Annotated in this window: 18 protein-coding genes; 9 read left to right on the top strand and 9 right to left on the bottom strand. The window is 64.6% G+C overall.

All coding sequences use genetic code 11. The features are described from left to right. Positions 1-57 precede the first annotated feature (57 nt). Positions 58-1,584 carry an FAD-dependent monooxygenase gene (locus tag AC1VNY_RS27640; protein WP_482407568.1) on the bottom strand — a complete coding sequence of 509 codons (1,527 nt, stop codon included), beginning with the start codon at positions 1,582-1,584 and terminating at the stop codon, positions 58-60. Positions 1,585-1,639: 55 nt separating this feature from the next. On the opposite strand from AC1VNY_RS27640, the gene AC1VNY_RS27635 reads away from it, so the two are divergent. Both AC1VNY_RS27635 and AC1VNY_RS27630 read left to right on the top strand, forming a co-directional pair. Further along, complete coding sequence (locus tag AC1VNY_RS27635) at positions 1,640-2,278, top strand: TetR/AcrR family transcriptional regulator (RefSeq protein WP_482407567.1); 639 nt, start codon at positions 1,640-1,642, stop codon at positions 2,276-2,278. A 104-nt stretch (positions 2,279-2,382) separates the two neighbouring features. Beyond that, positions 2,383-3,483, top strand: a complete 1,101-nt coding sequence (locus AC1VNY_RS27630; protein WP_482407566.1) for an LLM class flavin-dependent oxidoreductase — start codon at positions 2,383-2,385, stop codon at positions 3,481-3,483. Between the two features lie 67 nt (positions 3,484-3,550). Here AC1VNY_RS27630 and AC1VNY_RS27625 read toward each other — a convergent pair whose 3' ends face one another. After that, positions 3,551-5,233: a phospholipase D-like domain-containing protein gene (locus tag AC1VNY_RS27625; protein WP_482407565.1), complete on the bottom strand. Its 1,683-nt coding sequence runs from the start codon at positions 5,231-5,233 to the stop codon at positions 3,551-3,553. A 243-nt stretch (positions 5,234-5,476) separates the two neighbouring features. Then, complete coding sequence (locus tag AC1VNY_RS27620; protein WP_482407564.1) at positions 5,477-7,744, bottom strand: DUF2235 domain-containing protein; 2,268 nt, start codon at positions 7,742-7,744, stop codon at positions 5,477-5,479. A 220-nt stretch (positions 7,745-7,964) separates the two neighbouring features. Here AC1VNY_RS27620 and AC1VNY_RS27615 point away from each other — a divergent pair, with 220 nt between their 5' ends. Further along, positions 7,965-8,384, top strand: coding sequence for a hypothetical protein (locus AC1VNY_RS27615; RefSeq protein ID WP_038387793.1), 420 nt, complete (start codon positions 7,965-7,967; stop codon positions 8,382-8,384). 161 nt (positions 8,385-8,545) lie between these two features. Here AC1VNY_RS27615 and AC1VNY_RS27610 read toward each other — a convergent pair whose 3' ends face one another. After that, the gene (locus AC1VNY_RS27610; RefSeq protein ID WP_482407563.1) at positions 8,546-9,724 is read right to left on the bottom strand and encodes an ABC transporter substrate-binding protein; all 1,179 of its coding nucleotides are present in this window, start codon (positions 9,722-9,724) and stop codon (positions 8,546-8,548) included. 150 nt (positions 9,725-9,874) lie between these two features. Here AC1VNY_RS27610 and AC1VNY_RS27605 point away from each other — a divergent pair, with 150 nt between their 5' ends. Further along, positions 9,875-10,873 carry a winged helix-turn-helix domain-containing protein gene (locus tag AC1VNY_RS27605; protein ID WP_482407562.1) on the top strand — a complete coding sequence of 333 codons (999 nt, stop codon included), beginning with the start codon at positions 9,875-9,877 and terminating at the stop codon, positions 10,871-10,873. Between the two features lie 20 nt (positions 10,874-10,893). Here the strand turns inward: AC1VNY_RS27605 and AC1VNY_RS27600 are convergent, their stop codons facing one another. Beyond that, entirely contained in the window at positions 10,894-11,514 is a 621-nt protein-coding gene (locus AC1VNY_RS27600) for a TetR/AcrR family transcriptional regulator (RefSeq protein WP_482407561.1), read from the bottom strand. 52 nt (positions 11,515-11,566) lie between these two features. Between AC1VNY_RS27600 and AC1VNY_RS27595 the strand changes: the two genes are divergently transcribed. The 4 genes from AC1VNY_RS27595 to AC1VNY_RS27580 all read left to right on the top strand — a co-directional run bounded on the left by AC1VNY_RS27595 (position 11,567) and on the right by AC1VNY_RS27580 (position 18,424). Beyond that, positions 11,567-11,824 carry a hypothetical protein gene (locus tag AC1VNY_RS27595; protein ID WP_411781952.1) on the top strand — a complete coding sequence of 86 codons (258 nt, stop codon included), beginning with the start codon at positions 11,567-11,569 and terminating at the stop codon, positions 11,822-11,824. Positions 11,825-12,110: 286 nt separating this feature from the next. After that, positions 12,111-15,581, top strand: coding sequence for an acyl-[ACP]--phospholipid O-acyltransferase (locus AC1VNY_RS27590; protein WP_482407560.1), 3,471 nt, complete (start codon positions 12,111-12,113; stop codon positions 15,579-15,581). A 75-nt stretch (positions 15,582-15,656) separates the two neighbouring features. Beyond that, positions 15,657-17,432 (top strand): NAD(P)-binding domain-containing protein, encoded by a 1,776-nt coding sequence (locus AC1VNY_RS27585; protein WP_482407559.1) that lies wholly within the window; start codon positions 15,657-15,659, stop codon positions 17,430-17,432. Positions 17,433-17,461: 29 nt separating this feature from the next. Beyond that, entirely contained in the window at positions 17,462-18,424 is a 963-nt protein-coding gene (locus AC1VNY_RS27580; protein WP_482407558.1) for an alpha/beta hydrolase, read from the top strand. A 202-nt stretch (positions 18,425-18,626) separates the two neighbouring features. Here the strand turns inward: AC1VNY_RS27580 and AC1VNY_RS27575 are convergent, their stop codons facing one another. From AC1VNY_RS27575 to rpmB, 4 genes are all read right to left on the bottom strand, one after another. Then, entirely contained in the window at positions 18,627-19,832 is a 1,206-nt protein-coding gene (locus tag AC1VNY_RS27575) for an ABC transporter substrate-binding protein (RefSeq protein ID WP_482407557.1), read from the bottom strand. A 247-nt stretch (positions 19,833-20,079) separates the two neighbouring features. Beyond that, positions 20,080-20,307 carry a hypothetical protein gene (locus AC1VNY_RS27570; protein ID WP_028336196.1) on the bottom strand — a complete coding sequence of 76 codons (228 nt, stop codon included), beginning with the start codon at positions 20,305-20,307 and terminating at the stop codon, positions 20,080-20,082. 290 nt (positions 20,308-20,597) lie between these two features. Further along, on the bottom strand, positions 20,598-20,858 hold the full coding sequence (locus tag AC1VNY_RS27565) for a hypothetical protein (protein WP_482407556.1): 261 nt from the start codon (positions 20,856-20,858) through the stop codon (positions 20,598-20,600). Between the two features lie 410 nt (positions 20,859-21,268). Next, complete coding sequence (gene rpmB, locus AC1VNY_RS27560; protein WP_028341882.1) at positions 21,269-21,577, bottom strand: 50S ribosomal protein L28; 309 nt, start codon at positions 21,575-21,577, stop codon at positions 21,269-21,271. A gap of 354 nt (positions 21,578-21,931) precedes the next feature. On the opposite strand from rpmB, the gene AC1VNY_RS27555 reads away from it, so the two are divergent. Continuing rightward, positions 21,932-22,762, top strand: a complete 831-nt coding sequence (locus AC1VNY_RS27555) for a DUF3108 domain-containing protein (protein WP_482407585.1) — start codon at positions 21,932-21,934, stop codon at positions 22,760-22,762. Positions 22,763-22,907 lie beyond the last annotated feature (145 nt).

The raw sequence follows: 22,907 nt of genomic DNA, 5'->3' as shown, positions 1-22,907 counted from the left end.
CGGAATCTCGAGATTCCGGGTTCGATGCTGCGCATCGCCCCGGAATGACGATGCAATTCATCCTGTTTGGGCACCGAACCAGCGCGTCAGCGCGGCGTCGAGGCCCGCCAAGTCTTCGCCGTCCGCCGCCCAGGCGATGCAGGCATCCGGACGGATCAGCAGCGAAGCGCCGCCGCGTCTTGACACGTTACGTCTTGGCACGCATCGCACGGAGATGTCCCAGCGCGCCGCGATCGCTGACGCAGCTCCATCAGTCGCATCGACCAGCACGGCCCTGCCGTCCTCCATCTGATCGAACAGGGTTGTCTCCGCGCCGCCGTCGCCGAGAGCAAAATTGCCGGAGAGCCGGCCGACCGATGGATGGTCGCTGCCGAGATCGTAACGGATCCTGATGCCGCTGATCATTTCGCCGAAGTAGCGGGTGCCCTCGTCGAGGTCCATCAGGTCCGCGACGATCTCGCGCAGGGCGTCCGTCATGACGTCGGGCCGCATCAAGGCGACCTGGGCGCGGGTGTTGGCGAGCACCCTTGCCGCGATCGGATGCCGCTCTTCCGTGTAGCTGTCGAGCAGGCTTTCAGGCATGCGATCGCAGACAACAGCCGCAAGCTTCCAGCCGAGATTGACCGCATCGAGCAGGCCGAGATTGAGGCCTTGTCCGCCGAATGGCGAGTGCACATGCGCCGCGTCGCCCGCCAAGAGGACGCGGCTCCTGCGGTAGCTATCGGCCTGCCGCGCATTGTCGGTGAAGCGCGTGGCGGTCTTGACGGCGGTGACGCGAACGTCGGCTCCGCTGATCCGGCGCAGGGTGGTCTCGATCTCCTCGCGCGTCACCGGCGCGCTGCGATCGGCCGGCGGTCCGTCGAACTCGGCCAGGAACACCCGGCCAGGAATCGGTCCATATGCCATCATGCCGACCGGCGTTCGCCGCCAGCCGGCCGGCAGAAGGCGATCCGGATGATCGAGGTCGACGATGGCCTGGTGTCCCGTGAGGGTCGGTTCGGTGCCGGGGAATGCGAAGCCCGCGCGCTTGCGCACGGCGCTGCGTCCGCCGTCGCAGCCGACCAGATAGGCAGCGTGCAGCTCGCCATCGCCGGACGCGTCCCTGGTCCGCGCCACGATGCAATCGCCATGATCCTCGAAATCGATCAGCTCGCAGCCGCGCCTGATCGTGATGCCGAGCGCGTGGGCGCGCTCGCCGAGCATGCTTTCCAGGGCTTGCTGGTTCACCCCGCGCAACCGCCGGTCCGGCTCGCGCTGACGCGTCTGGTCGATCAGGAAAATGCCCGAGAAGTGACCGCCGAATTTCTTGAACGGCAGTTCGCTCCCATCACCCGCGCCCTTCATGAGCCTGGACATGCTGTCCGCCATGCTGCGTTCGACCGCATTCATCGCATCGCCGAGGCCGCGGCGCTCCAGTGCCTCGCCTGCCAGCGCGCCGATCGCGCCGGCCTTGATGGTCTGGTCGGGCTCGGCCAGCCGCTCGATCACGATCACGTCGGCGCCGCCCAGGGTCAGTTCGATCGCCAGCAGCAGTCCGGTCGGCCCGGCACCGACCACAACCACGTCGGTTCGTTCACGCGTCACGCCGTCACCATAAAATTGTACTAAGTATAATATTTAGTATGGTACAAATTCCCGCATGTCAAATCAGGGCGGATTGCGGGAGCGGAAAAAGGAGGCGACGCGCCAGGCGATCTCGGATGTCGCCACCGGGTTGTTCCTGGAACGCGGCTTCGACAATGTTTCGGTGGCCGAAGTTGCCGAGACCGCCGAGGTCTCCCGGATGACGGTGTTCAATTACTTTCCGCGCAAGGAAGACCTGTTCTTCGACCGTGAAGAGGAAAGCCGCCAGATGCTGCGGGGCGCCTTCGCCGAGCGTCCGGCCGGCGAGGCGCCGATCGCGACCCTCCGCAAGCTGGTGCACAGCCTGGCGGATCGCGTGCATCCGTTCGCGAAATTCACCGACGCGACGGCGAAATTCTGGCGCACCGTCGCCGAGAGCCCGGCGCTCTCGGCGCGGGCGCGCGAGATGCGTGACGAGTTGATCGATGATCTCGCGAGCGTGCTGGCGGCAGCCGTCAAGCGCCCGCTCGCCGATGCCGATGCCCGGCTCGCCGCGTCGATGGTGGTCACGGCACTGACCGTCGCCTATGCGGAAGGACTTCGCGAGCACAAGGCCCGCAGGTCGGCTGCATCGTCGCGCGAGACCTTCCTGCGGATCATGGAGCGAAGCTTTTCCGGTATCGCGATCATGCTGAAGGATACGCCCTACGCATAAATCCGGGTCGAGCTGATGCGACAAGGCCATTGTTCTGCCGCGGCCGGGGCAGGTACTCTCGAAGCGCGTGCGGAAGACACGCATTCAACAAAGAGAGGAAACCCATGGAACTCGGATACTTCGCGATGCCGTCGCATCCGCCGGAGTGCGGATTGAAGGAGGGCCACGACTGGGACCTGCAGACGCTGCGCTGGCTCGACGAGCTCGGCTATCAGGAGGCCTGGATCGGCGAGCACCACACCGCGCCCTGGGAGCCGCATCCGTCGCCTGATCTCCTGATCGCGCAGGCGCTGCTGCAGACCAGGAACATCCGTATCGGGCCCGGCGGCTTCCTGCTGCCGTATCATCACCCGGCAGAGCTCGCCAACCGCGTCGCGATGCTCGATCACCTCTCGAACGGGCGGCTCAACTTCGGCGTGGCGGCATCGGGCCTGCCGAGCGACTGGGCGATGTTCAATGTCGACGGCATGTCGGGACAGAACCGCGACATGACCCGCGAGGCGCTCGAGATCATCCTGAAGATGTGGACCGAGCCTGCTCCCTGGACGCACAAGGGCAAGTTCTGGACCGTGACCAAGCCGGACACGATGTTCGATTTCCTCAAACCGCACATCAAGCCGCAGCAGGCGCCGCATCCGCCGATCGGCGTCGCGGGGCTCTCCAAGAATTCGGACACGCTGAAGCTCGCCGGCGAGCGCGGCTTCATTCCGATGAGCCTCAACCTCAACCCCGCCTATGTCGGCAGCCACTGGGACTCGGTGGAGGCGGGCGCGGCCAAGACCGGCCGCACGCCGAGCCGCAAGGATTGGCGAATGGTGCGCGAGGTATTCGTCGCCGACACCGATGAAGAAGCATGGAAGCTGTCGACCGGCGACATGATGGGCCGGATGATGGGCGAGTACTTCCTGCCGCTGCTCGGCCACTTTGGTTTCAAGGATTATTTGAAAGCTTCGCCCGACGTGCCGGACAGCGATGTCACGGTCGAATATTGCGCCCGCAATAACTGGATCGTCGGCTCGCCGGCGACCGTCACCGAGAAGATCGAGAAGATCTACCGGGAGGTCGGCGGCTTCGGCGTGCTCCTGGTGTTCGGCTTCGACTACAAGCACAAGCCGGAAGCCTGGCACAATTCGCTGCGGCTGCTGAAGCAGGAGGTGCTGCCGCGGCTGAAGCATCTCGACGCCTCGGTCGGCCGCGCGGCGTAGGACCTTGGACGATGAGGAGCACGGGGCAGCGGTAACGCTGCCCCGTAGTCATGACGGATCGCCGGCGTCAGGTGGTGCCGAGCCAGAACCGCGTTTCGGTTTCCGCCCAGCCCTTGCCGATGCGGTTGCTCAGCCAGGTGTCGCTGCGCTTCAGACCCTTGTCCTTCTGGCCCTCCGGCGTGTTGCGCCAGGCCTGCCAGCGATACTGCCCGTAGATGCTGACGATGCGCGCCGCGTAGGTCAGCGCCAGCTGCGAATCGCCCCTGATGATGACAAGGTTGTCGTCGTTCTTGGTGCTGGCGCGGTCGGAGAAATTGTGCGAGCCGGTCATGACCACCGGGTTCTTGCCGGCCGGATCCAGCACGATCACCTTGCTGTGCACGGCGATCATGAACTTTCCGGTGTTCTTGATCTCGTGCTCCCACCAGTCCGCGGTCTTGTCGATGCCGGCGGGCCGGATCACGTCGGCGATCTGCTTGCCCTTGAAGACCTGCTGCTGTCCGTCGCCGGCCAGGAGCTGCAGCTGATCCTTCGGGCTGTCCTTGCCCTGCGCCGGGAAATTGTTGAGCACCCCGCGCACATAAAGCTTCTTGTCCTGCGCCTTCTCCAGGATCGGGCCGAGCAGGCCCTTGTTGCCGGGATTGAGCATCAGGCACACCGCGCCATGCTCGGTGTCCTCGATCATCTTGGTGGCTTCCTTGAGGTCGCCGCTCCTGGTGGTGGGCGTGAACCAGACACTGAGCTTCGACTTGCCGATGGTGAAGGGCCATTCGTGATCGCCGGCCACGGCCAGCGCCTTCGGCGACTTGCTGCCGTCGGCGTAGATCGCTTTCCAATGGTCATGATAGGCCGCCGCGACCTTGTCGTCGGTGATCTCGAGCCCGTTGTTGTTCTGGGTGCACAGTCCGGTCCGGGTCCAGTTGGTGCTGCCGGTCCAGACCACCTTCGGCTTCTGCGCACCGTCGCAGAACACCGCGAATTTGTTGTGAGCGTAACGGCTCGGCGCGATCTTGCGGCGGACCATGTCGACGCCGGCCTTCTTCAGCACGCCGGCGTTCTTTTCGGTGTCCTTGGCGGTGGCGTCGGACTTGCCGGTGCTGTTGCCGAGCACGACGTGCGCCTTGCCCTTCATCGCGGTCAGCGCGGCGATCAGCTCGGGGTCGTTGAGTTCGTAGAGCGCGAGATAGACGTCGCGCTTGCTCTTTTTGGCATCGGCCAGCAGCGCCAGCAGGCGGGCGCCGAGCTGGCCCTTGAGGAAGTCGCGGATCTTGTTGCCCTTGGTCGAGATCGCCTTCTCCAGGGTTTGCGCCGGCTTCTTGTCCTTGCCGATCGCGCGCGACAGCCATTGCGCCGAGATCGTGCCGCGGTTGAACCACGGCTTGAGCGGGCCCGACGGCATGGCGGAGACGTATTCGGTCCATTGCGCCGGCGCACTGTACGCGGGCTTCACCTTGGCGGCGCCGTCCTTGAGAACGGGAACGACGCCATAGCGGACCGGCGCGTCGATTGGCGCCAGGAAATCGGTCCAGTTCGTCTTCTGCACCGGCCATTCGGTGCTCGGCCGATGTTCGCCCGGCTTGTGGCCTTGCGCCTGGTCCTCGAACCCGACCCAGGTGTCGACCACGGTTGCACTCTTGCCCTGCTGCTGACGACACAGCGCAAAGCCGAGGCAGTCCGGGATCATTGCCGCGACCTCCCAGACCACGAAGATGCCGTCGGTGGTCGGGAACGCCTGAATTGTGGAAATCATGGTGATGCCTCCAAATCGCTGGTGAGAAATATCCGGTCGATATGAATGTGATGCGTCCTTGGCGCGTCCGCGCGTCAACCTCGCCCGGCGATCCTTGCGTCGGATCATTCCGGGCGTCGGGCCGCTGATCTAGCAACGAGAGTATGTCAGATAATTTACAACCGCGTCTGTCGGCAGGATCACAGATCGATCACACCGTGTGCACCCGTTCAGCCGCGATGCCGTGAGCCCGGTCGCGGCCTCCTACAGCAATCGCACCGTGACCTTCGCCTTGCCCTTATGGTCGCCGTAGAACCATCCGCAGACCCAGGGGAGGCCGATGACGGCCTGGTTGACGTAGAGGAAGATCTCGCCGCTGCGATCGGCGGTGAACCTCGCTCTGTAGACCTGTGGGTCGGTATTCGACACCGGCAGGGGGTCGAGGAAGTACTCGTCGACGCCGGTCTCTCCGACCCGTGCGATCAGCCTGAACCATGGCCGGAACAGGATCCGCCGCAGGAAGATCGCGAAATAGCCGCGCAACTGCTTTGTGCCTTCGATGGTCGAGGTGCGGTATCCGATCGGCGTCACCGCGCGGCCGGCGTCCTCCCATGGCTCCGACATCGTGATCGCGATCTCGTATTTGAACCCTGTGCGCACCTTCAGGCCGGTCGGCGCACAGATCGCGCCGGTGGCGAAGTCGGCGGCATCCTGCGGGATGCCCTTGTCGACGGCGACAAGCTTGTCGGCGGCGGTCCCCGTGCAGAAGGCGCCCATGGAATCGAAGGCATTGAACAGGAAATGGCTGAGCAGCGTTGCGCCGAACCAGACCAGCAAGGCTGTCAGTGCAAACGGAACGACATGTCGCTTTCCGACATTGAGGACCCACTGATAGATTACACTGGTGCGGAATCGATAGATCGCATTGTGCATGAACCCGGAGAGCGGCGCCGGGCTCGCGCGGTTGCGCCAGATGATCCGCATCCGGTCGCTGATCGTTGCGCTGAGCGAACTGCCCACCGCCATCAGCGCGAAAACAGCGATGATGCCGCTGGCGAACCATTCCGGATTGCCGGCGTACCAATCGGTCCACCAATGACAGGAATCGGGCAGGAACGATTGAACGAAGCGCACCAGCTCCGAGATCATCCTGACAGGTGAGCTGAATTCGTGCTCCTTGTGCTGGTTGTGGAACAGCCAGAACGCCGCCAGATGCAGCGACGCCGCCAGCGTGGCGAAGTAGGCGATCCGGCGCATCCAGACGTAATTCCACAGCTTCTCCTGCGCGGCATAGCGCGCCGGTGCGCCCGCAGGCGTCTCAAACGTATTGGCGCCGAGCGGGGTGACCTCGCCGCTGCGCGAGACGACCACGTAGTTCGGCGGAAGTCCGATCGGGGCGTAGGCATTGGCGCCGCTGTCGATCCGCTCGAACACGCTCTCGTGGATTTTCGGCATCGGCACGCTGACGCCGGCATAGGGATCGTTGCAGAGGTCGGCGACCTTGCGCGGACCGTACCGGTAATACGCGCCGAGGCCCGCCCGCGAATCGTAGAGGCGGCCATCCTTGTCTTCGGAGGACTTGATCGACTTGATCGCGTCGGGGTCGGCGACCGGTGCGCTCTTGAATGCGAGGCCGCGCTTGACGGCTTCGTCGACCAGCCAGGCCAGCGGCACGAACGCCACGGCGTCGTCCGGATAGCCGCCGCCGACATTGGCATGCATTCCGACGAACCAGACCTGGACGAGGCGCTCGCCATCGATGCTGGCCGGCACCGCCGGTGCGGGCTGTCCCGGCTCCTGCTCGGTCCAGAGCACCGGATGAAAGGTCGTGCGCTCGTCGTCGAGCGCAAGCGCGTGCCGCGCGCACTTGACCTTTGGGCTGAGAATCCGGTTCGGCAGTTCAAGCGGCCACACCCAGTTCGAGATGCCGCGCGTCATCTCGTCGATCGGCAGGCCATAGGCCGCGACGGTATCCCAGATGCCGATGAATTCGATCGCAGGCACCGGTTTGCGGGTGATCTCCGCATAGGGTTTGTTGCCTTGCAGGCGGTCCAGCACCGGCACGAGGACGTAGTCGCGCAATGCGCGGAACAGCATCTCGATGCGCCAGATCGAGTGGTAGCCCTCGGCCCGGTATGCGCGATAGGCCTTCACCGCGCCGTCGTGCAGTTCGGATTCGGTGTCCGCGACGATCAGGCCCTGATCGAGGATGAACGCGGCGAGTGTGCGCACGGTGAATGCGCCGCGGCTGAATCCGAACAGGTAGATCTTCGAATCGTTCTTGTGATCGTAGTTCCGGCAGATGAACTTGTAGGCGTCGAGGATATTGCGCTTGAGGCCGTAGCCGAAGGCGCCGCCGAGGATGGCCAGCGGAATGAATTTCGATGTGCCGACGCCGTCGTCATACTTGGCGGCCTGCGTATTGCCCTGCAAATCGAGCGACTGGAATATTCGCCAGACATTGGTGCGCCAGACGCTGGAAGCGGCGTTGCCGGTGCCATCGGACAGAATAATGATCTTCGGACTCGGCATTGAAAGACGCTCGCTGAAACGAATGAAGCGGATGGCGCAGCGTAGCAGGGACCGGATCGATTGCTACCTTTGATCGCTCTTTAATCATTCCATGCCGCGATAGGTGTGAACTGGCGCACAAAGCGTCACGTGGTCGCGGCCATGTGAGAGGTGACGGCTTTCGCGTTGCTGCGAAAAGGCCTAGCCTGATAGCGGCGCAATTCATTGATGAGGCATAGCGATGCGCAGCCACGTCAGAAAATTTGCCCACGTCCTTGAGCGCTTCGGTCTTGCCTTGGCGGGAGCTGCAAGCGGTCTGTTTGTCGCCATCCATGTCGGCTCGAGCGTCTCGGCGCTGACCTCGCAGGCGTTCCTGCTCATCATGATGCTGGGCGGCGCGATCGGCTTCTATCTCGGCATCGATACGCCGCCCAAGCTGTTCCATCCGAAGGATTCGGCCTCGATGCGCAAGATCGACGCAGCGGAGCTGCTCGGCGCGATCGGGACCTTCCTCGCGACGATGGTCGCGTTCTTCTCGGTTGGCGTCGTCGTGCTGCGCAGCGAGCCGGACATCGGCTGGACCGCGGCCATCATGGCGGGCTGGGTGCTCGGCGTTGCCATGCAGATCGTCGGCGGCACGATCGCGCGGGCGCGCGCGTGAGGCATCGAACTGGTGTTGGACGAGGCTGGTTTTCCTGGCTCGAAATCGGTCGTATGGGAGGAGAGACGGTCTGAACGCAAGTCCGGTGTCGGCCGTCACCGGCTATGCCGGGACACCGCAAAGGCCGACGCCGAGCCGGATCAGCTGCTACTCCGCCTCCCTCATCTGTTCGCGACCTTGGTGGGATCCTTAACCGCCCTGAACGTCTCCTGCTCGACGCTGTAGAGCTCGCCGCCGACCTTCTCGACCTTGCGAATGTAGATGTCGTGGACGACCTCGCGCGTCTTCGGGTCGATCGACATCGGGCCGCGCGGGCTTTCCCAGGCCATGCCCTTCATGGCTTCGACCAACGCATCGCCATTGGTCTTGCCCCCGGTCACCTTCAGCGCCTCGTAGATCAGATGCATGCCGTCATAGGCGCTGACGCTGATGAAGTTCGGTCGAACATTCGCGTTGGCCTTGCGGAACGCCGCGACATAGTCGCGGTTCAGGTCGGACGGATGCGCGGCGGAGTAGAACCCCGCCGTGATCATGCCGATCATCGCATCGCTCATACCCGGCAGGTCCTCGTCGTCGGCGATGTCGCCGGGGCCGATCAGCTTGATCCCGCTCTTGTCGAGCCCGCGCTCGACAAACTGCTTGGCCAGGATACCGGCCTGGCTTGTCGGGACAAAAATGAACAGGGTGTCGGGATTGCCATCCCGCGCGCGCTGCAGGAACGGCGCGAAATCGGGGTTGGCCAGCGGCACTTTCAGCGCTTCGACGATCGTTCCGCCGGCCACGGAGAAGCTCGCCGAAAATACGCCGGCGGCTTCGCGCCCGGGTGCCCAGTCGGACGCGATGATGGTGGCCCGTTTCGATCCGTTCCGGGCCGCCCAATCCGCCAGCACGCTGGCCTGCTGCGCGTGCGTCCAGCTGGTGCGCACGAAGTAAGGCGACCGCTCGGTCACGATCGAGGTGCCCGATACCATGACGACGGTTGCCGTCTTGCTCTCATTGGCCAGCGGCGCGAGCGCCAGCACGCTCGGCGTCAGCCCGCCGCCGAGGATCGCGACCCCGTCGTTGACGATCAGCTCCTGCGCGATGCGCTTGGCGTTGTCGGGCACGCTGGCATCGTCCCGGACGATCAATTCGATCTTGCGGCCGGCGACCATGTCGCCGTGTTGCGCCATGTAGAGCCGCGCCCCGGCGACCGCCTGCTTGCCGACCGGCCCCAGAACACCGGTCAATGGCATCACCAGCCCGACCCTTACGGCGTCCTGCGCCTGGGTATGTCCCGGTCGCACCGCCGCAAGCGCCAGGACAGCCCAGACCAACATGGCAAACCGGGTGCTCGACATGGCCAACCTCCCGTGAGCCTGGAAATGATGCCGGGCTATCCGCGACTATCGGCGTCGCGGCAGGGAAGTCCTGATGAAGAAGTGACAGAACGGCGAATTTCCTGCTAAATTTTCCCGATTGGTGCCGTCTGTGGGCATGGAGTGACCTCTATGAACCCGGCGACTGATTCCGTTTTGATATTTGATTCCTTTGAGCTTGATCTCGCCCGCGGCGTAGCCCGCGTGGATGGCGTCGATCTCGATCTCAGGCCGAAATCATTCGCGGTGCTCGGCTATCTCGCCAGCAATGCCGGGCGGCTGGCATCCAAGCAGGATCTGCACGAGGCGGTCTGGGGTAACGTCGCGGTTTCGGACGACTCGCTCGTCCAATGCATCCGCGAGCTGCGCCTGAAGCTGCGCGATGATGACCACCGCATCATCAAGACGGTGTCTCGCCGCGGCTATCGCCTCGACGCCAGGCCGCTGACGCCGCCGCACGATCATGGATCGCAGAACGTCTCGCGCCGGATGTCCGCTGCCCGCGGCATTGCAGCGCGCTTGGCCGCACTTCCCCGATGGTTGCTGATCGCCGGCCTGTCGGTGATCGTCTTCGCATCACTCGCATCCGCGCCGCCGATCGCCAACGGGATGTGGCATCCCCTAGCGGAATTGGCGCACTGGCTTGTGCCGCAGGATCACGGCATCGTGCCGGATCAGGACGTCGAGCGGATCAACGCGCTGGCCGCCGAGAAGCAGCTGCCGCTTCCCGCCTATCGCGTTCGCGCGCCGGCAAGCGACGTGCCGGACAATGTCCGTCGCTTTCTCGGCGTGTGGGTGAGCGACCAGGGATGGATCAATTCGCACCGCCAATTCATGATGATCGTCACCAATGTCGATCGGGACGGTGTTGCGACCGGCTATCTCGTGAACGGGCCGGCGATGCCGCACAGCCGTGTACCCGGACCCGGCTTTTCCGGCGGCTTCACCGGATATGTCCTCGACGACGTCCTGCGCTATGACGGCAATACGGGACTGCATTCTGCCTCCATCACCGCGGATGGACGGATCGAGTTCAAGCTCGTCTTCCGCGAGGGAGGTACCAGTATCGTGTTCCTCGAACCGCTCTGGACCCTTGCCCACCCAGGCCCCATTGCACGCAGTCAAACCTGATCGAGGCGCACCCGGTGTGATTACGTGCGCCGCGAAACACCGAGCCCCGCCAGATGCGTGTCGACGAACTGCGCGAGCCGCTCGCGCAGCATTTCCGGCGGCACCGCGACCATGCGCTCCTCGAGGCCGAGCGAGATGATGCCGTGGACCGCGGAGAACATCATCCGTGACAGCAGCGCGATGTCGCCGGGATCGCGATCGGGCAGCAGCCGCACCAGCGGCGCATGCATCAGAGCGAACGCATCCATCACCATCGTGAGGATGTCTTCCGGAAACGGCCGGTCGTCCTCCATCCGGTGCTCGAACAGCGAGCGCAGCAGATTGGCGTGCTCGGTGGCGAAGCCGAGATAGGCGTCGGCAAGCCCGTGCAGCTGGCGCAGCGGATCGTCGGACGGGACCGCCTTGAGCTGCGTGGTCAGGGCGTGAACGGTCTCCCGGTTCACGGTCAGGATCAGCCCGTCGAAGTCGCCGAACTCATTATAGACACTCCCGATGGAACAGCCGGCGGCCTCGGCAACATCGCGAACTTTGAGTGATCTCAATCCCTTAGTGGCGATTGACCGGCGCGCGATCTCGATCAGCAGGGCCCGCCGCTGAAGTTTTTTCCGATCCCGTCGCGATTCGTCTTGAACAATGTTCATTTTCATACTACTAATTTGAGCGTTGCTCAAGTTGGCATAGGAGGCCACTCAGATGCAGACCCTAGCACTTCAATTGACCACCACCCTTGTCGATGACGCGATCGAGCTCGTGAAGGGCTTCGGCCGCGCCGTCCTCAATCTGGCGACCGCGCCGATCGAACGGATCGCCCGTGCCTGCGACGTCGCAGGCGTCCTGGAGCAGCGGCGTGCGGATCGGCGCGCGCCGCGCCAAGCGGCTGCGAGCGGTGGCCGCTGCAAGTCGCGCAACTGCCGATGGTCGCCGTTCCGCGGGTTGAGTGAACTGACCTGAAGCGGGCCCCGGCAATTGTCGGCGAAACCTCAACAAAGCACTCACCATGTCCTCTTCGAGCCCGTCCGGCGTCGATCAACCCCAGGTCTGGATAAGGTCTCGTACATCTTTGGCGGGCAATGTCGCGACGTCCCGGTGCGACCGATTTTGCGCCGGTTCGAACCGATACGTTGCGGAAAAGACTAAAGGCTGCGGCATCTCCGTCATTTTCTCCACGCTCATCATTCTCTGCCACCCGAATTCGCAGACCTGCCAGCGCCGTGCGCGCTAACCCAAGGAACCGGTCATGATCAAGGAATTGATGACGTCCCGCCGCTTCGCGCCGCTGTTCTGGTCGCAGTTCTGCTCGGCGTTGAACGACAACGTGCTGAAGAACGCGCTCGTCATCATGCTGCTGTATGGCGTCGCCAACGAGCAGGGGCCGGCGCTGGTCCAGCTCGCGGGGGCGGTGTTCATCGCTCCGTTCTTCGTGCTGTCGGCGCTCGGCGGCGAGCTCGCCGACCGCTACATCAAGTCCGTCGTCGCCCGCCGGCTGAAGTTCTTCGAGATCTTCGCCGCGGCCTTTGCCGCCGCCGGCTTCTTCGCCCATTCGATTCCGCTGCTGTTCATCGCGCTGGCGCTGTTCGGCATCGTCGCCGCGCTGTTCGGCCCGGTGAAATATGCCGTTCTGCCCGACCAGCTGTCGGTGTCCGAACTCGCGACCGGCAACGCGCTGGTCGAGGGCGCAACCTTCATGGCGATCCTGATCGGCACCATCGCGGGTGGCATGTTCGTCGCCGGCGCCAGCCACATGGGCTGGATCTGCGCCGCCGTGGTCGGCCTGTCGGTGCTGTCCTGGGGCTTTGCGTCACGCATCCCGGTGACGCAGCCGTCCGCGCCCGATCTGCCGATCACCAAAAATCCCTGGACCTCGACCGTGCGCCTGTTGAAGTCGCTCTATGCCGAGCCGCGTCTGTGGGACGGCATGGTGATCGTGTCCTGGTTCTGGATGGTCGGCGCGATCGTGCTGTCGCTGCTGCCTGCGCTGATCAAGGAAGGCGTCGGCGGTACCGAGGGCGTGGTCACGCTGTGCCTCGCCGTGTTCGCGATCGGCATCGCCGCCGGTTCGCTGTTCGCCGCGCAGCTGAGCCATGTCCGGCCGAACCTCGCGCTGGTGCCGATCGGCGCCATCGTGATGGGCGTGATCGGCCTCGACCTCGCCTGGGCGATCGCCACCACCTCGCTCGGCAAAGATGTTACCGCGGCTGCGTTCGCGACCTCGTTCGGCGGATTCCGCATGCTGGCCGACTTTTTCCTATTCGCGTTCGGCGGCGGCCTGTTCGTGGTGCCGTCATTTGCCGCCGTGCAGGCCTGGACCGCGCCGTCCGAGCGCGCCCGCATCATCGCCGCCGGCAACATCCTGCAGGCCGGCTTCATGGTTGCCGGCGCGGTGTTCGTCGGCGCCCTGCAATATATCGGTCTGCCGATCGCCTGGATCTTCTTCGGCCTCGCCGTCGCGAGCTTCGGCACCGTCTGGTTCGTGCTGAGCAAGTGGGGCAAGGAGGGCGTGCGCGACTTCGGCGCGCTGCTGTTCCGGGCGCTATTCCGCGTCGAGGTGCGCGGCATGGAGAACCTGCCGCCATCGGGCACGCGGATGCTGATCGCGCCCAACCATGTCAGCCTGGTCGACGGCCCGCTGCTGCACGCCACCTTGCCGATCGATGCAAGCTTTGCGGTCGACACGGGCATCTCCAAGGCGTGGTGGGCCAAGCCGTTCCTGAAGATGATCAAGCACTACACGATGGATCCGTCGAAGCCGCTGGCCGCACGCGACCTGATCAAGCTGGTCGCCGCCGGCGAGCCGGTGGTGATCTTCCCGGAAGGGCGCATCACGGTCTCGGGTTCGTTGATGAAGGTCTATGACGGCACCGCGATGATCGCCGACAAGGCCGATGCAGTCGTCGTCCCGGTCCGCATCGAGGGCGCGCAGCGTTCGCATCTCAGCTATCTCAAGAATGGCGAGATCAAGCGCTCCTGGTTCCCCAAGGTGACGATCTCGATCCTGCCGCCGGTGAAGTTGCCGGTCGACCAGTCGCTGAAGGGCAAGGCGCGCCGCAATGCCGCCGGCGCCGCGCTGCAGGACGTGATGATCAACGCCATGGTCCAGAACGCGATGCTCGACCATACGCTGTTCGAGGGCCTCGGCCACGCCTATCGCGACCGCGACACCGGCAAGCCGATCATCGAGGATGCGCTCGGCACCAAGCTGACCTATCGCAAGCTGATCCTCGGCGCCCAGGTGCTGAGCCGCAAGCTCGAGCAGGGCACCGCGGTCGGCGAGAATGTCGGCGTGCTGCTGCCGAACTCGGCCGGCGTCGCCGTCGTGTTCATGGCGCTGCAGACCATCGGCCGCGTGCCGGCGATGCTCAACTTCTCGGCCGGTCCGGTCAACGTGCTGGCCGCGATGAAGGCGGCGCAGGTCAAGACCGTGCTGACCTCGCAAGCCTTCATCGAGAAGGGCAAGTTCGACAAGCTGATCGCGGCGCTCGCCGGCCAGGCACGCGTCGTCTATCTCGAGGATGTCAGAGCCGGCATCGGCCTCGCCGACAAGGTCGCGGGCTTCCGCGCCGGCATCGCCCCGCGCGTCGCCCGCAAGGCCAACGATCCCGCGGTCATCCTGTTCACCTCGGGCTCGGAAGGCACGCCGAAGGGCGTCGTGCTGTCCCATCGCAACATCCTCGCCAACGCGGCGCAGGCGCTGGCGCGGGTCGATGCCAATGCCAACGACAAGGTGTTCAATGTGCTGCCGGTGTTCCACTCGTTTGGTTTGACCGGCGGCATGATGATGCCGATCCTCGGTGGCATCCCGATCTTCATGTATCCGTCGCCGCTGCATTACCGGATCGTGCCCGAGCTGATCTACCAGACCGGCGCGACCATCCTGTTCGGCACCGACACCTTCCTCACCGGCTATGCCCGCTCGGCGCATGCCTATGACTTCCGCACGCTGCGTCTCGTCATCGCCGGTGCGGAGGCGGTGAAGGAGCGCACGCGGCAGATCTACATGGAGCGCTACGGCATCCGCATCCTCGAGGGCTACGGCGTCACCGAGACCGCGCCGGTGCTGGCGATGAACACGCCGATGGCCAACCGCCAGGGCACCGTCGGCCGGATCTCGCCGCTGATGCAGTACCGACTCGATCCGGTCCCCGGCATCGAGGAAGGTGGCCGGCTGTCGGTGAAGGGCCCGAACGTGATGCTCGGCTATCTCCGTGCCGAGAATCCCGGCGTGCTGGAGCCGCTGCCTGAAGGCTGGCACGACACCGGCGACATCGTCACGGTCGACGCGCAGGGCTTCATCGCGATCAAGGGCCGTGCCAAGCGCTTTGCCAAGATCGCCGGCGAGATGGTTTCGCTGTCGGCGGTGGAGGCGATCGCGGCTGCGATCTGGCCGCAGGCGATGTCGGTTGCGGTCACGCTGCCCGATCAGCGCAAGGGCGAACGCATCGTGCTGCTCACCACGCAGAAGGATGCCGACCGCGCCGCGATGCAGCGCCAGGCCAAGAGCGTCGGTGCCTCCGAGCTCGCAGTGCCGGCCGATATCCGCGTCGTCGACAAGGTGCCGCTGCTCGGCACCGGCAAGACCGACTATGTCGGCGCTACCGCGCTGGCCAAGGAAATAGCAGCGGAACTCGCCGCGGCACCTGCGCCGCAGGCCGAGCCTGCCAGTCAAGAGCCCGAGGCCGAGCCGGAATCGCTGCAGCAACACGTCGCATGAGGCTTGGCATGATGGTTGTGCTTTTCGGGAGCATGTTGTCAGATAGACGGCAACTGCTCCCGAGAAAGCACGATCATGCTGGACAAACTGAACCCGGCTACAGGGGACGCGCCTGAACTTGCCGCCGAGCGATGGATCGGCGCGCTGGATGCGGCGTTCGCGCGCCGCTCCGCCGAGGCTCTCGCCGCGCTGTTTGCGCCCGAGAGCCACTGGCGCAATATCTTCGGCATTTCCTGGCAGTTTGCGACCTTCAGCGGGCGGCAGCGCGTCGTTGCCGAGCTGCTGACGCGCGCTGAAGCGGCCGGCGCGCGCGGATTTCGTCTCGACGACCGTGCCTTGATACCGCGGCGGGCCGTGGTGGCCGGACGCGAGGTGATCGAGGCCGTCTTCACCTTTGACACGTCGAATGGTCCCGGCAGCGGCGCGGTCCGCCTGCTGCATGAGAGGGGCGGAAATTCCGCGGCGTGGACGTTCTCCACGATGCTCGACTTCAACCGCATCTGCGAGGCGCGCACCGATCGCGCTGCCGAGCAATCCCACGCGCGCGATTTCGCCGCACCCGACTGGCTGGAGCAGCGGCAGGCCTCGCGCGCCTATGCCGACCGCGAGCCCGACGTGCTGATTGTCGGCGGCGGCCATGCCGGCATCGCGGCCGCGGTCGAGTGCAAGCGGATCGGGCTCGATGCCCTGATCGTCGATCGCGAGCGGCGCATCGGCGACAATTGGCGGCTGCGCTATCGCGGGCTCAAGCTACACAACAAGACGCCGGTCAATCTGTTTCGCTACCTGCCGTTCCCGCCGAGCTTTCCGGACTACATCCCGAAGGACAAGATCGCGAACTGGCTGGAAAGCTATGTCGACATCATGGAGCTCGACTTCTGGACCGAGACGTCGTTCGAAGGCGCGCGCTATGACGATACGGCGCAGCGCTGGACGGCGACGCTGCAAGGGACCAGCGGCCCGCGCACGCTGCATCCGAAGCACATCGTGCTCGCGACCAGCGTCAGCGGCACGCCGAACATTCCTCGGATCGACGGCATCGAGAATTTCGAAGGAAAGGTGCTGCACTCCAGCGCGTTCGCGGCCGGGCGCGAATGGGCCGGGCGTTCGGTCGTCGTGTTCGGCACCGGCACCAGCGCACATGACATCTGCCAGGAGCTGCACGCCGCGGGCGCCGACGTCACCATGGTGCAGCGCAGCCCGACCATGGTGGTCAATGTCGAGCCCGCGCAGCTCTACGACAAGACCTATCTCGGCGACGGCCCGCCGATCGAGGTGCGCGACATCCTAAGTTCCGGCGTGCCGCTACCCGTGATGAAGATCGCGCACAGGATCATCACCGACGAGGTGAAGCGGCTCGATGCGCCCTTGCTGTCGCGGCTGGAGCGCGCCGGCTTCCGGCTCGAATTCGGCGAGGACGGCACCGGCTGGCCGCTGAAGTTTCGCTCCCGCGGCGGCGGCTACTACTTCAATGTCGGCTGCTCCGAATTGATCGCCGACGGCAGGATCCGCCTGATCCAGGCCGCCGACATCGCTGATATCACCGCCGCCGGCCTTGCGCTGAAGGACGGCACCTCGCTCGCCGCCGAGCTGTTCGTGCTCGCGACCGGTTACAAGGGCCCGGACCATCTGGTCGGCAGGTTGTTCGGCGAGGGCGTCGCCGGGCGCGTCGGCCGCGTCTGGGGCTTTGACGATGCGACCCAGGAGCTGCGCAACATGTGGACGCGCACGCCGCAGCCCGGCCTCTGGTTCGCCGGCGGCGCGTTCTCGCAGGCCCGCATCTACAGCCGCTTCATCGCGCTGCAGATATCCGCGATCGAGGCCGGCGCGCTTTCCAAGCATCTCACCTGAACGCCACGCACTCACACTGGAGGACTCCCATGCCGCTTCCGCTCGACCCCGTCATTGAGAAGATCATCCCGTTGCTGCCGCTGCGCGATCCCGAAACCATGACGCCGCAGAGCTGTCGCGATTCGCTCCGCGCGCTGGCGGAGGCGCGCAAGGCGGTGCCGCCGCCGCCGGTCGACGTGGCACACGATATCGAGGTCGCGGGCGCCGCCGGCAAGCTCGGCGCGCGGCTCTATCGCAACGGCCGCGGCACGGCGCCGACCGTGATCTTCTTCCACGGCGGCGGCTGGGTCGCCGGCGATCTCGAGACCCATGATCGCCAGGCCCGCAACCTCGTGATCGACACCGGCGCTGTGGTGATCTCGGTCGATTACCGCCGCCCGCCGGAGACGCGCTTTCCCGGCGCCTTCGAGGATGCGTTCGCCGCGATCCGCGACGTGGTCGCGCGCATCGACGAATTTGGCGGCGATCTCGCCCGCGTCGGCGTCGCCGGCGATTCCGCGGGCGGCAATCTCGCCGCCACGTCAGCGCTCGCCTGCCGCGACGCCGGCATCAGGCTCGCCGGGCAATTGCTGGTCTATCCCGTCACCGACGTGGTCGGCAATTTCGCCGATGCGGGCGAGAACGCCAGGTTTCCGTCACGCGCCGAGAATGCGGACGGCTACTTCCTGACGCGGGCGACGATGCAGTGGTTCTGCGGGCACTATCTCGCCGACAAGGCTGAGGGCGCCGACTGGCGCGTCTCGCCGCTGCGCGCGAAGAGCCTTGCCGGTGTCGCGCCGGCCGTGGTCACCACGGCCTGGTTCGACCCGCTGCGCGACGAGGGCCAAGCCTATGCCAAGGCGTTGCAGGCGGCCGGCGTGCAGGTGACCTCTCATGCCGGCGAGGGCCTCATTCACGGTTATTTCGGCCTCGGCGATGCCTCGGACGCCGCACGCGCCGAGGCGCAGCGCGCGCGGGCAGATTTTCGGGTGTTGTTGGAGCGGGGAGCTTAATCTCCCGTTGCACCAGCCATTGTTGGCGAAGAGATTCTATCCTCCGCGTCGTCCCGGCGAAGGCCGGGACCCATAACCACAAATGTGCGAGTGGAGGGACGCTGGGGCCGCAGCCCCGTTGCAACAACGGGCTGCGGTGGTAATGGGTCCCGGCCTTCGCCGGGACGACGATGGGGATGGAGTTGCGCGCAACAACTTCCCCTCAATCATTCCCGATCGTGTCGCCGAACAGCTGCCAGGTCTCACCGTTGAACTTCTGCAGCCGCATTGCTTCGACCGGGAAGTAATCGGTGGGCGAGGTCTTCACCTTGATGCCGGGCAGGAACATCGGCAGCGCGATGTCGAGATTGGCGGCCTGCTTCATGATGTTCTCATGGGTGAGGTCGTCGCCGCATTGCTTCAACACCTGCACCGTCGCCTCGGCCACCACATAGCCGTAGACGATCAGCTGGTCCTGCAGATTGCCGTCCGGAAAATACTTCTTCATGAAGTCCTGCCAGGCGATCACGTCCGGGTCCGCTTTCCATTGCGGATCGTTCGGATCCTTCAGCGAGTAGGACGAGATGATGTCCTTCGAGTATTCGAAGCCGGCGGGCTTCAGCACCGAGGACACCGAGGTCGAGGTCGCCGCGAGGAAGAACAGGTCGGGCTTCCAGCCGATCTCGCCGATCTTCTTGATCGCCTGCGCCGCCTGCTTGGGGATCGCGTGCATGAACAGCACGTTGGCGCCGGAGGATTTCAGCTTCACGATCTGGCTGTCGACCGTCGGATCGGTCGATTCATAGGTCGTCTCCGCCACCACCATCTTCGCGGTGTTCTCCGGCCCCAGCCCTTTCTTGAAGCCGTTGCCGTAATCCTTGCCGGCGTCGTCGTTCTGGTAGAACAGCGCGATCTTCGCGTCCGGCTTGTTGGTCAGCACATATTTTGCGTAGACCGCGGTCTCGGCCTGGTACGACGGCTGGAAGCCGATCGTCCACGGATAATGCTGATAGTCGCCCCACAGCGTGGCGCCGGCGCCGACGAACAGCTGCGGCACCTTCTTGTCGTTGAGATATTTGCGGACGGCCAAGCCCGTCGGCGTGCCCAGCGGATTGAGGATCGCGGCGACCTCCTCCTGCTCCACCAGCTTGCGGGTCTGCTCCACCGTCTTCGGCGGCGAGTAGCCGTCGTCGAGCGTGATCAGATTGATCTTGCGCCCGTTCACGCCGCCCTGGTCGTTGATCATCCTGAAATAGGCGGCCTGCGTCTTCGCGATCACGCTGTAGGCCGACGCCGCGCCGGAGAACGGCGAGGTCTGTCCGAGCTTGATCTCGGTATCGCTGGCGCCCGTGCCATATTTCTTCTCGGCGGCGTGCACCTGCGTCGCGAGCGCAAGCGCGACGGCTGCCGTGACGGCCTTCCAGATCATCGTGAGCCTCCCTGTGGCTTTTTTGTTTTGTTCGCGAGGGAGAGCTTACGCAGGTCAGGGGAGGCAAGCTTGTGGCGAGACGCCAGGGCAGGGATGCGAAAACGCGGCTAGTACCGTCGTCCCGGCGAAGGCCGGGACCCATAACCACTAATATTTGCCGTTGCGTGGAATGTTGCCCCAGCGTCGCATCACATAAACAGCCGGGGTAATGGGTCCCGGCTTTCGCCGGGGCGACAATGATGAAATCTCAGCGCACCCGCACGCTGCCGGTCGTCACCGGATCGGTCGGCAGCACGGTGGCGCCGGCGCGGCTGGCGGCGGCGGAGGTGATCATGCCGGGCTCGGCCGCGGCCTGCACATTGCGAGGCGGGTTGAATTCGAGGATGACGAGGGCGGCCGTGGCGAGCACCGCCACGGCGGCGGTTGCAATCGCAGGCACCAGTCTTCCGCGCGGATCGGCTGCGCGAACTTGCATCGAGCAATTCCTTTATCGGGGTCGTTCTTTGGACGTGACATAGGAACGGCCAGGCTTCTTCCCAAGAGTGCGGCGCACCTGCCTCACAATCAGTTGTGCTGGCCGTGATGTCCCTCACGGTCTTCGAGACGATGCGGCGTACCGCGTCGAATCGCATTCGTGTCGGACGGCTTGTTTGCACACTAATATCTGGAAGAGATCGTGGCGTTTTGCATGCGCCTCATGCGCTCGTGATGATGCGTAGTGATGTTGTGATTAACGGCCACGTGAGAAGCCCGCTTTGCCTTTATTTATAGGGTTTCTTTGTTGGTCGGGGCGCGTGCGTTAAGCGTTTCTTCACGCACGAACAGCGCATCAAGCAGAAGATTCGTGTGATGTGCGCGCGATGGAAGAGATGACATCGCTGTCATTGGCAGCAGCTGCCAGCGGACTGTCGTAGTCATTAGTGACGCCTTCATTGCGAGGAGCGAAGCGACGAAGAAATCCATCTCTCCTGGCGTTGTACGATGGATTGTTTTGCTCCGTGCGTAATCACGAAAAGAAAAATCCACTCGCCACTCACCCGTGCGTGCGCGAGCGCGCGTCGGTCGGATCGATTCACCTGTCAGACAGCGGGAGAGGGCGTGCGCGCGTAGTCTCGCGGCGCGATCGGCCCGAGCCTTGCGGCAGCTCGCTTGTCGGCAGAGGGCGAAGGGAACGCCGGGTGCCAGCAAGCACGCGCGCATGGGTCCTGAGCTCAGGGTGAACTCAGACGCGATTGCTGCGATGTATCGGCTCCCTGCGATGCCTCGACAACCTGTCCAAGCACTGCACCATCGCAAATTGAAATGCTCGCTCTCGGATGATTCCGCGAGGGGTGCGCCTGAGAGGTGAACGAGACGATCTTCACAAACAAAAACGGCCGGGTCATCAGACCCGGCCGTTCAAAACTCTCTCCGCGAATTCCGCGTTCGCCGCTAGCTCAGCTCGCCTTCTTCACCGGCGCGGGCTTGCCGACCTTCTTCTCGATCGCACGCTTGAGATCCAAAGCGCGGGGCGAGAGCACGTCGGCCTTGGCCTTGAGCAGATAGGCGTCGAGGCCGCCATTGTGGTCGACGCTCTTCAGCGCGTTGGTCGAGACGCGCAGGCGCACGTTGCGGCCGAGCGCTTCGGAGATGAAGGTGATGTTGGCCAGGTTCGGCAGGAAGCGCCGCTTGGTCTTGATGTTCGAGTGGCTCACCTTGTGGCCCGTCTGGGGGCCCTTGGCCGTCAGTTCGCAGCGCCGGGACATCTTACAAAATCCTTATTGCATCCCCGCCGCTCGAAGGGCGTGCAATCACACGGCCCGCGCGGGGGTTTTGAATTCGCGTCCATTTTCCAGGAACCGCGGGTGTATAGGGGGAGAATACCCGAGCGTCAAGATTATATCGCCGCATGCGGGGCACCGGAAATGCCGGTTCATAAGGTCTTCCAGCCACTTAACGGCGGATATGGCAACCATATAAAGGGCGTATTCGGCTGCAAGTCTAGGTTCCATACAAGATGCGCCTTGTTGTCCGGCCGAATTGAACGCCGAAATGGACAACGGATAGAGCGCCGATAGCAGGACCGTCAGGTAGGTTAAGTGACCACCGCCATTGCCATTTTGCCCCCGCTCGGCCGGCTGCTCGGCTTGTGCGCGGGCGCATTGCTGCTGTTCTGCGCCGAGCGCGCCAGCGCGCAGGGTCGGCTCGACGCCCAGTATGAGGCGACCCTGGCCGGTATCCCGGTCGGCAAGGGCAGCTGGACCATCGAAATCGGCGACGACACCTTCTCGGCCTCGGCCCAGGGCGGCACCGCAGGCCTGCTGAAGGCGTTTTCCGGCGGCTCTGGCGCTGGCGCCTCGCAGGGCCGCGTCGTCAACGGTGCGCTGGCCGCCTCCTCCTACACCGCGACCACCACCACCTCGAAGAAGTCGGAGACGATCCGGATGGTGCTGGCCAATGGCGGCATCAAGGAATCCTCGATCGAGCCGGAGCCGCCGGTCGATGCCGACCGCCTGCCGGTGACCGATGCGCAGAAGAGGAACGTGTTCGATCCGATGACCGGCTCGTTCCTGCGCGCGCCCGGCAATGCCGAATTGATGAGCCCGGATGTCTGCCGCAGCGGCGCCGGCATCTTCGACGGCCGCATGCGCTACGACCTCAAGCTCGATTTCAAACGGGTCGAGATCGTCAAGGCCGAGCGCGGCTATCACGGCCCGGCGCTGGTCTGCGCGCTCTATTTCGTGCCGATCTCGGGCTACATCCCGGATCGCCCGGTGATCAAATATCTCGCCGCCCAGCGCAACATCGAGATCGCCTTCGTGCCGATCGCCGGCACCCGCCTGCTGGTGCCGTTCCGCATGACGATCCCGACCCCGCTCGGCCAGGCCATGCTGGAAGCGACGTCGTTCGTCACCACAGCCGCGCCGCCGCGCGTGGCGAAGACGCAGTAGCCCCTCGTAGCCCGGATAAGCGAAGCGCCATCCGGGGATAGTCGTCCCGCATATCGCTTTGCTCATGCGGGCTACGCACTGCTAGACCGTCACCCTGAGGAGCCTGCGGAGCAGGCGTCTCGAAGGGCGACGCCACCAGCCGGGC

This window comes from Bradyrhizobium ferriligni (assembly GCF_056837965.1).
This window is presented reverse-complemented; position numbering and strand designations above follow the sequence as displayed.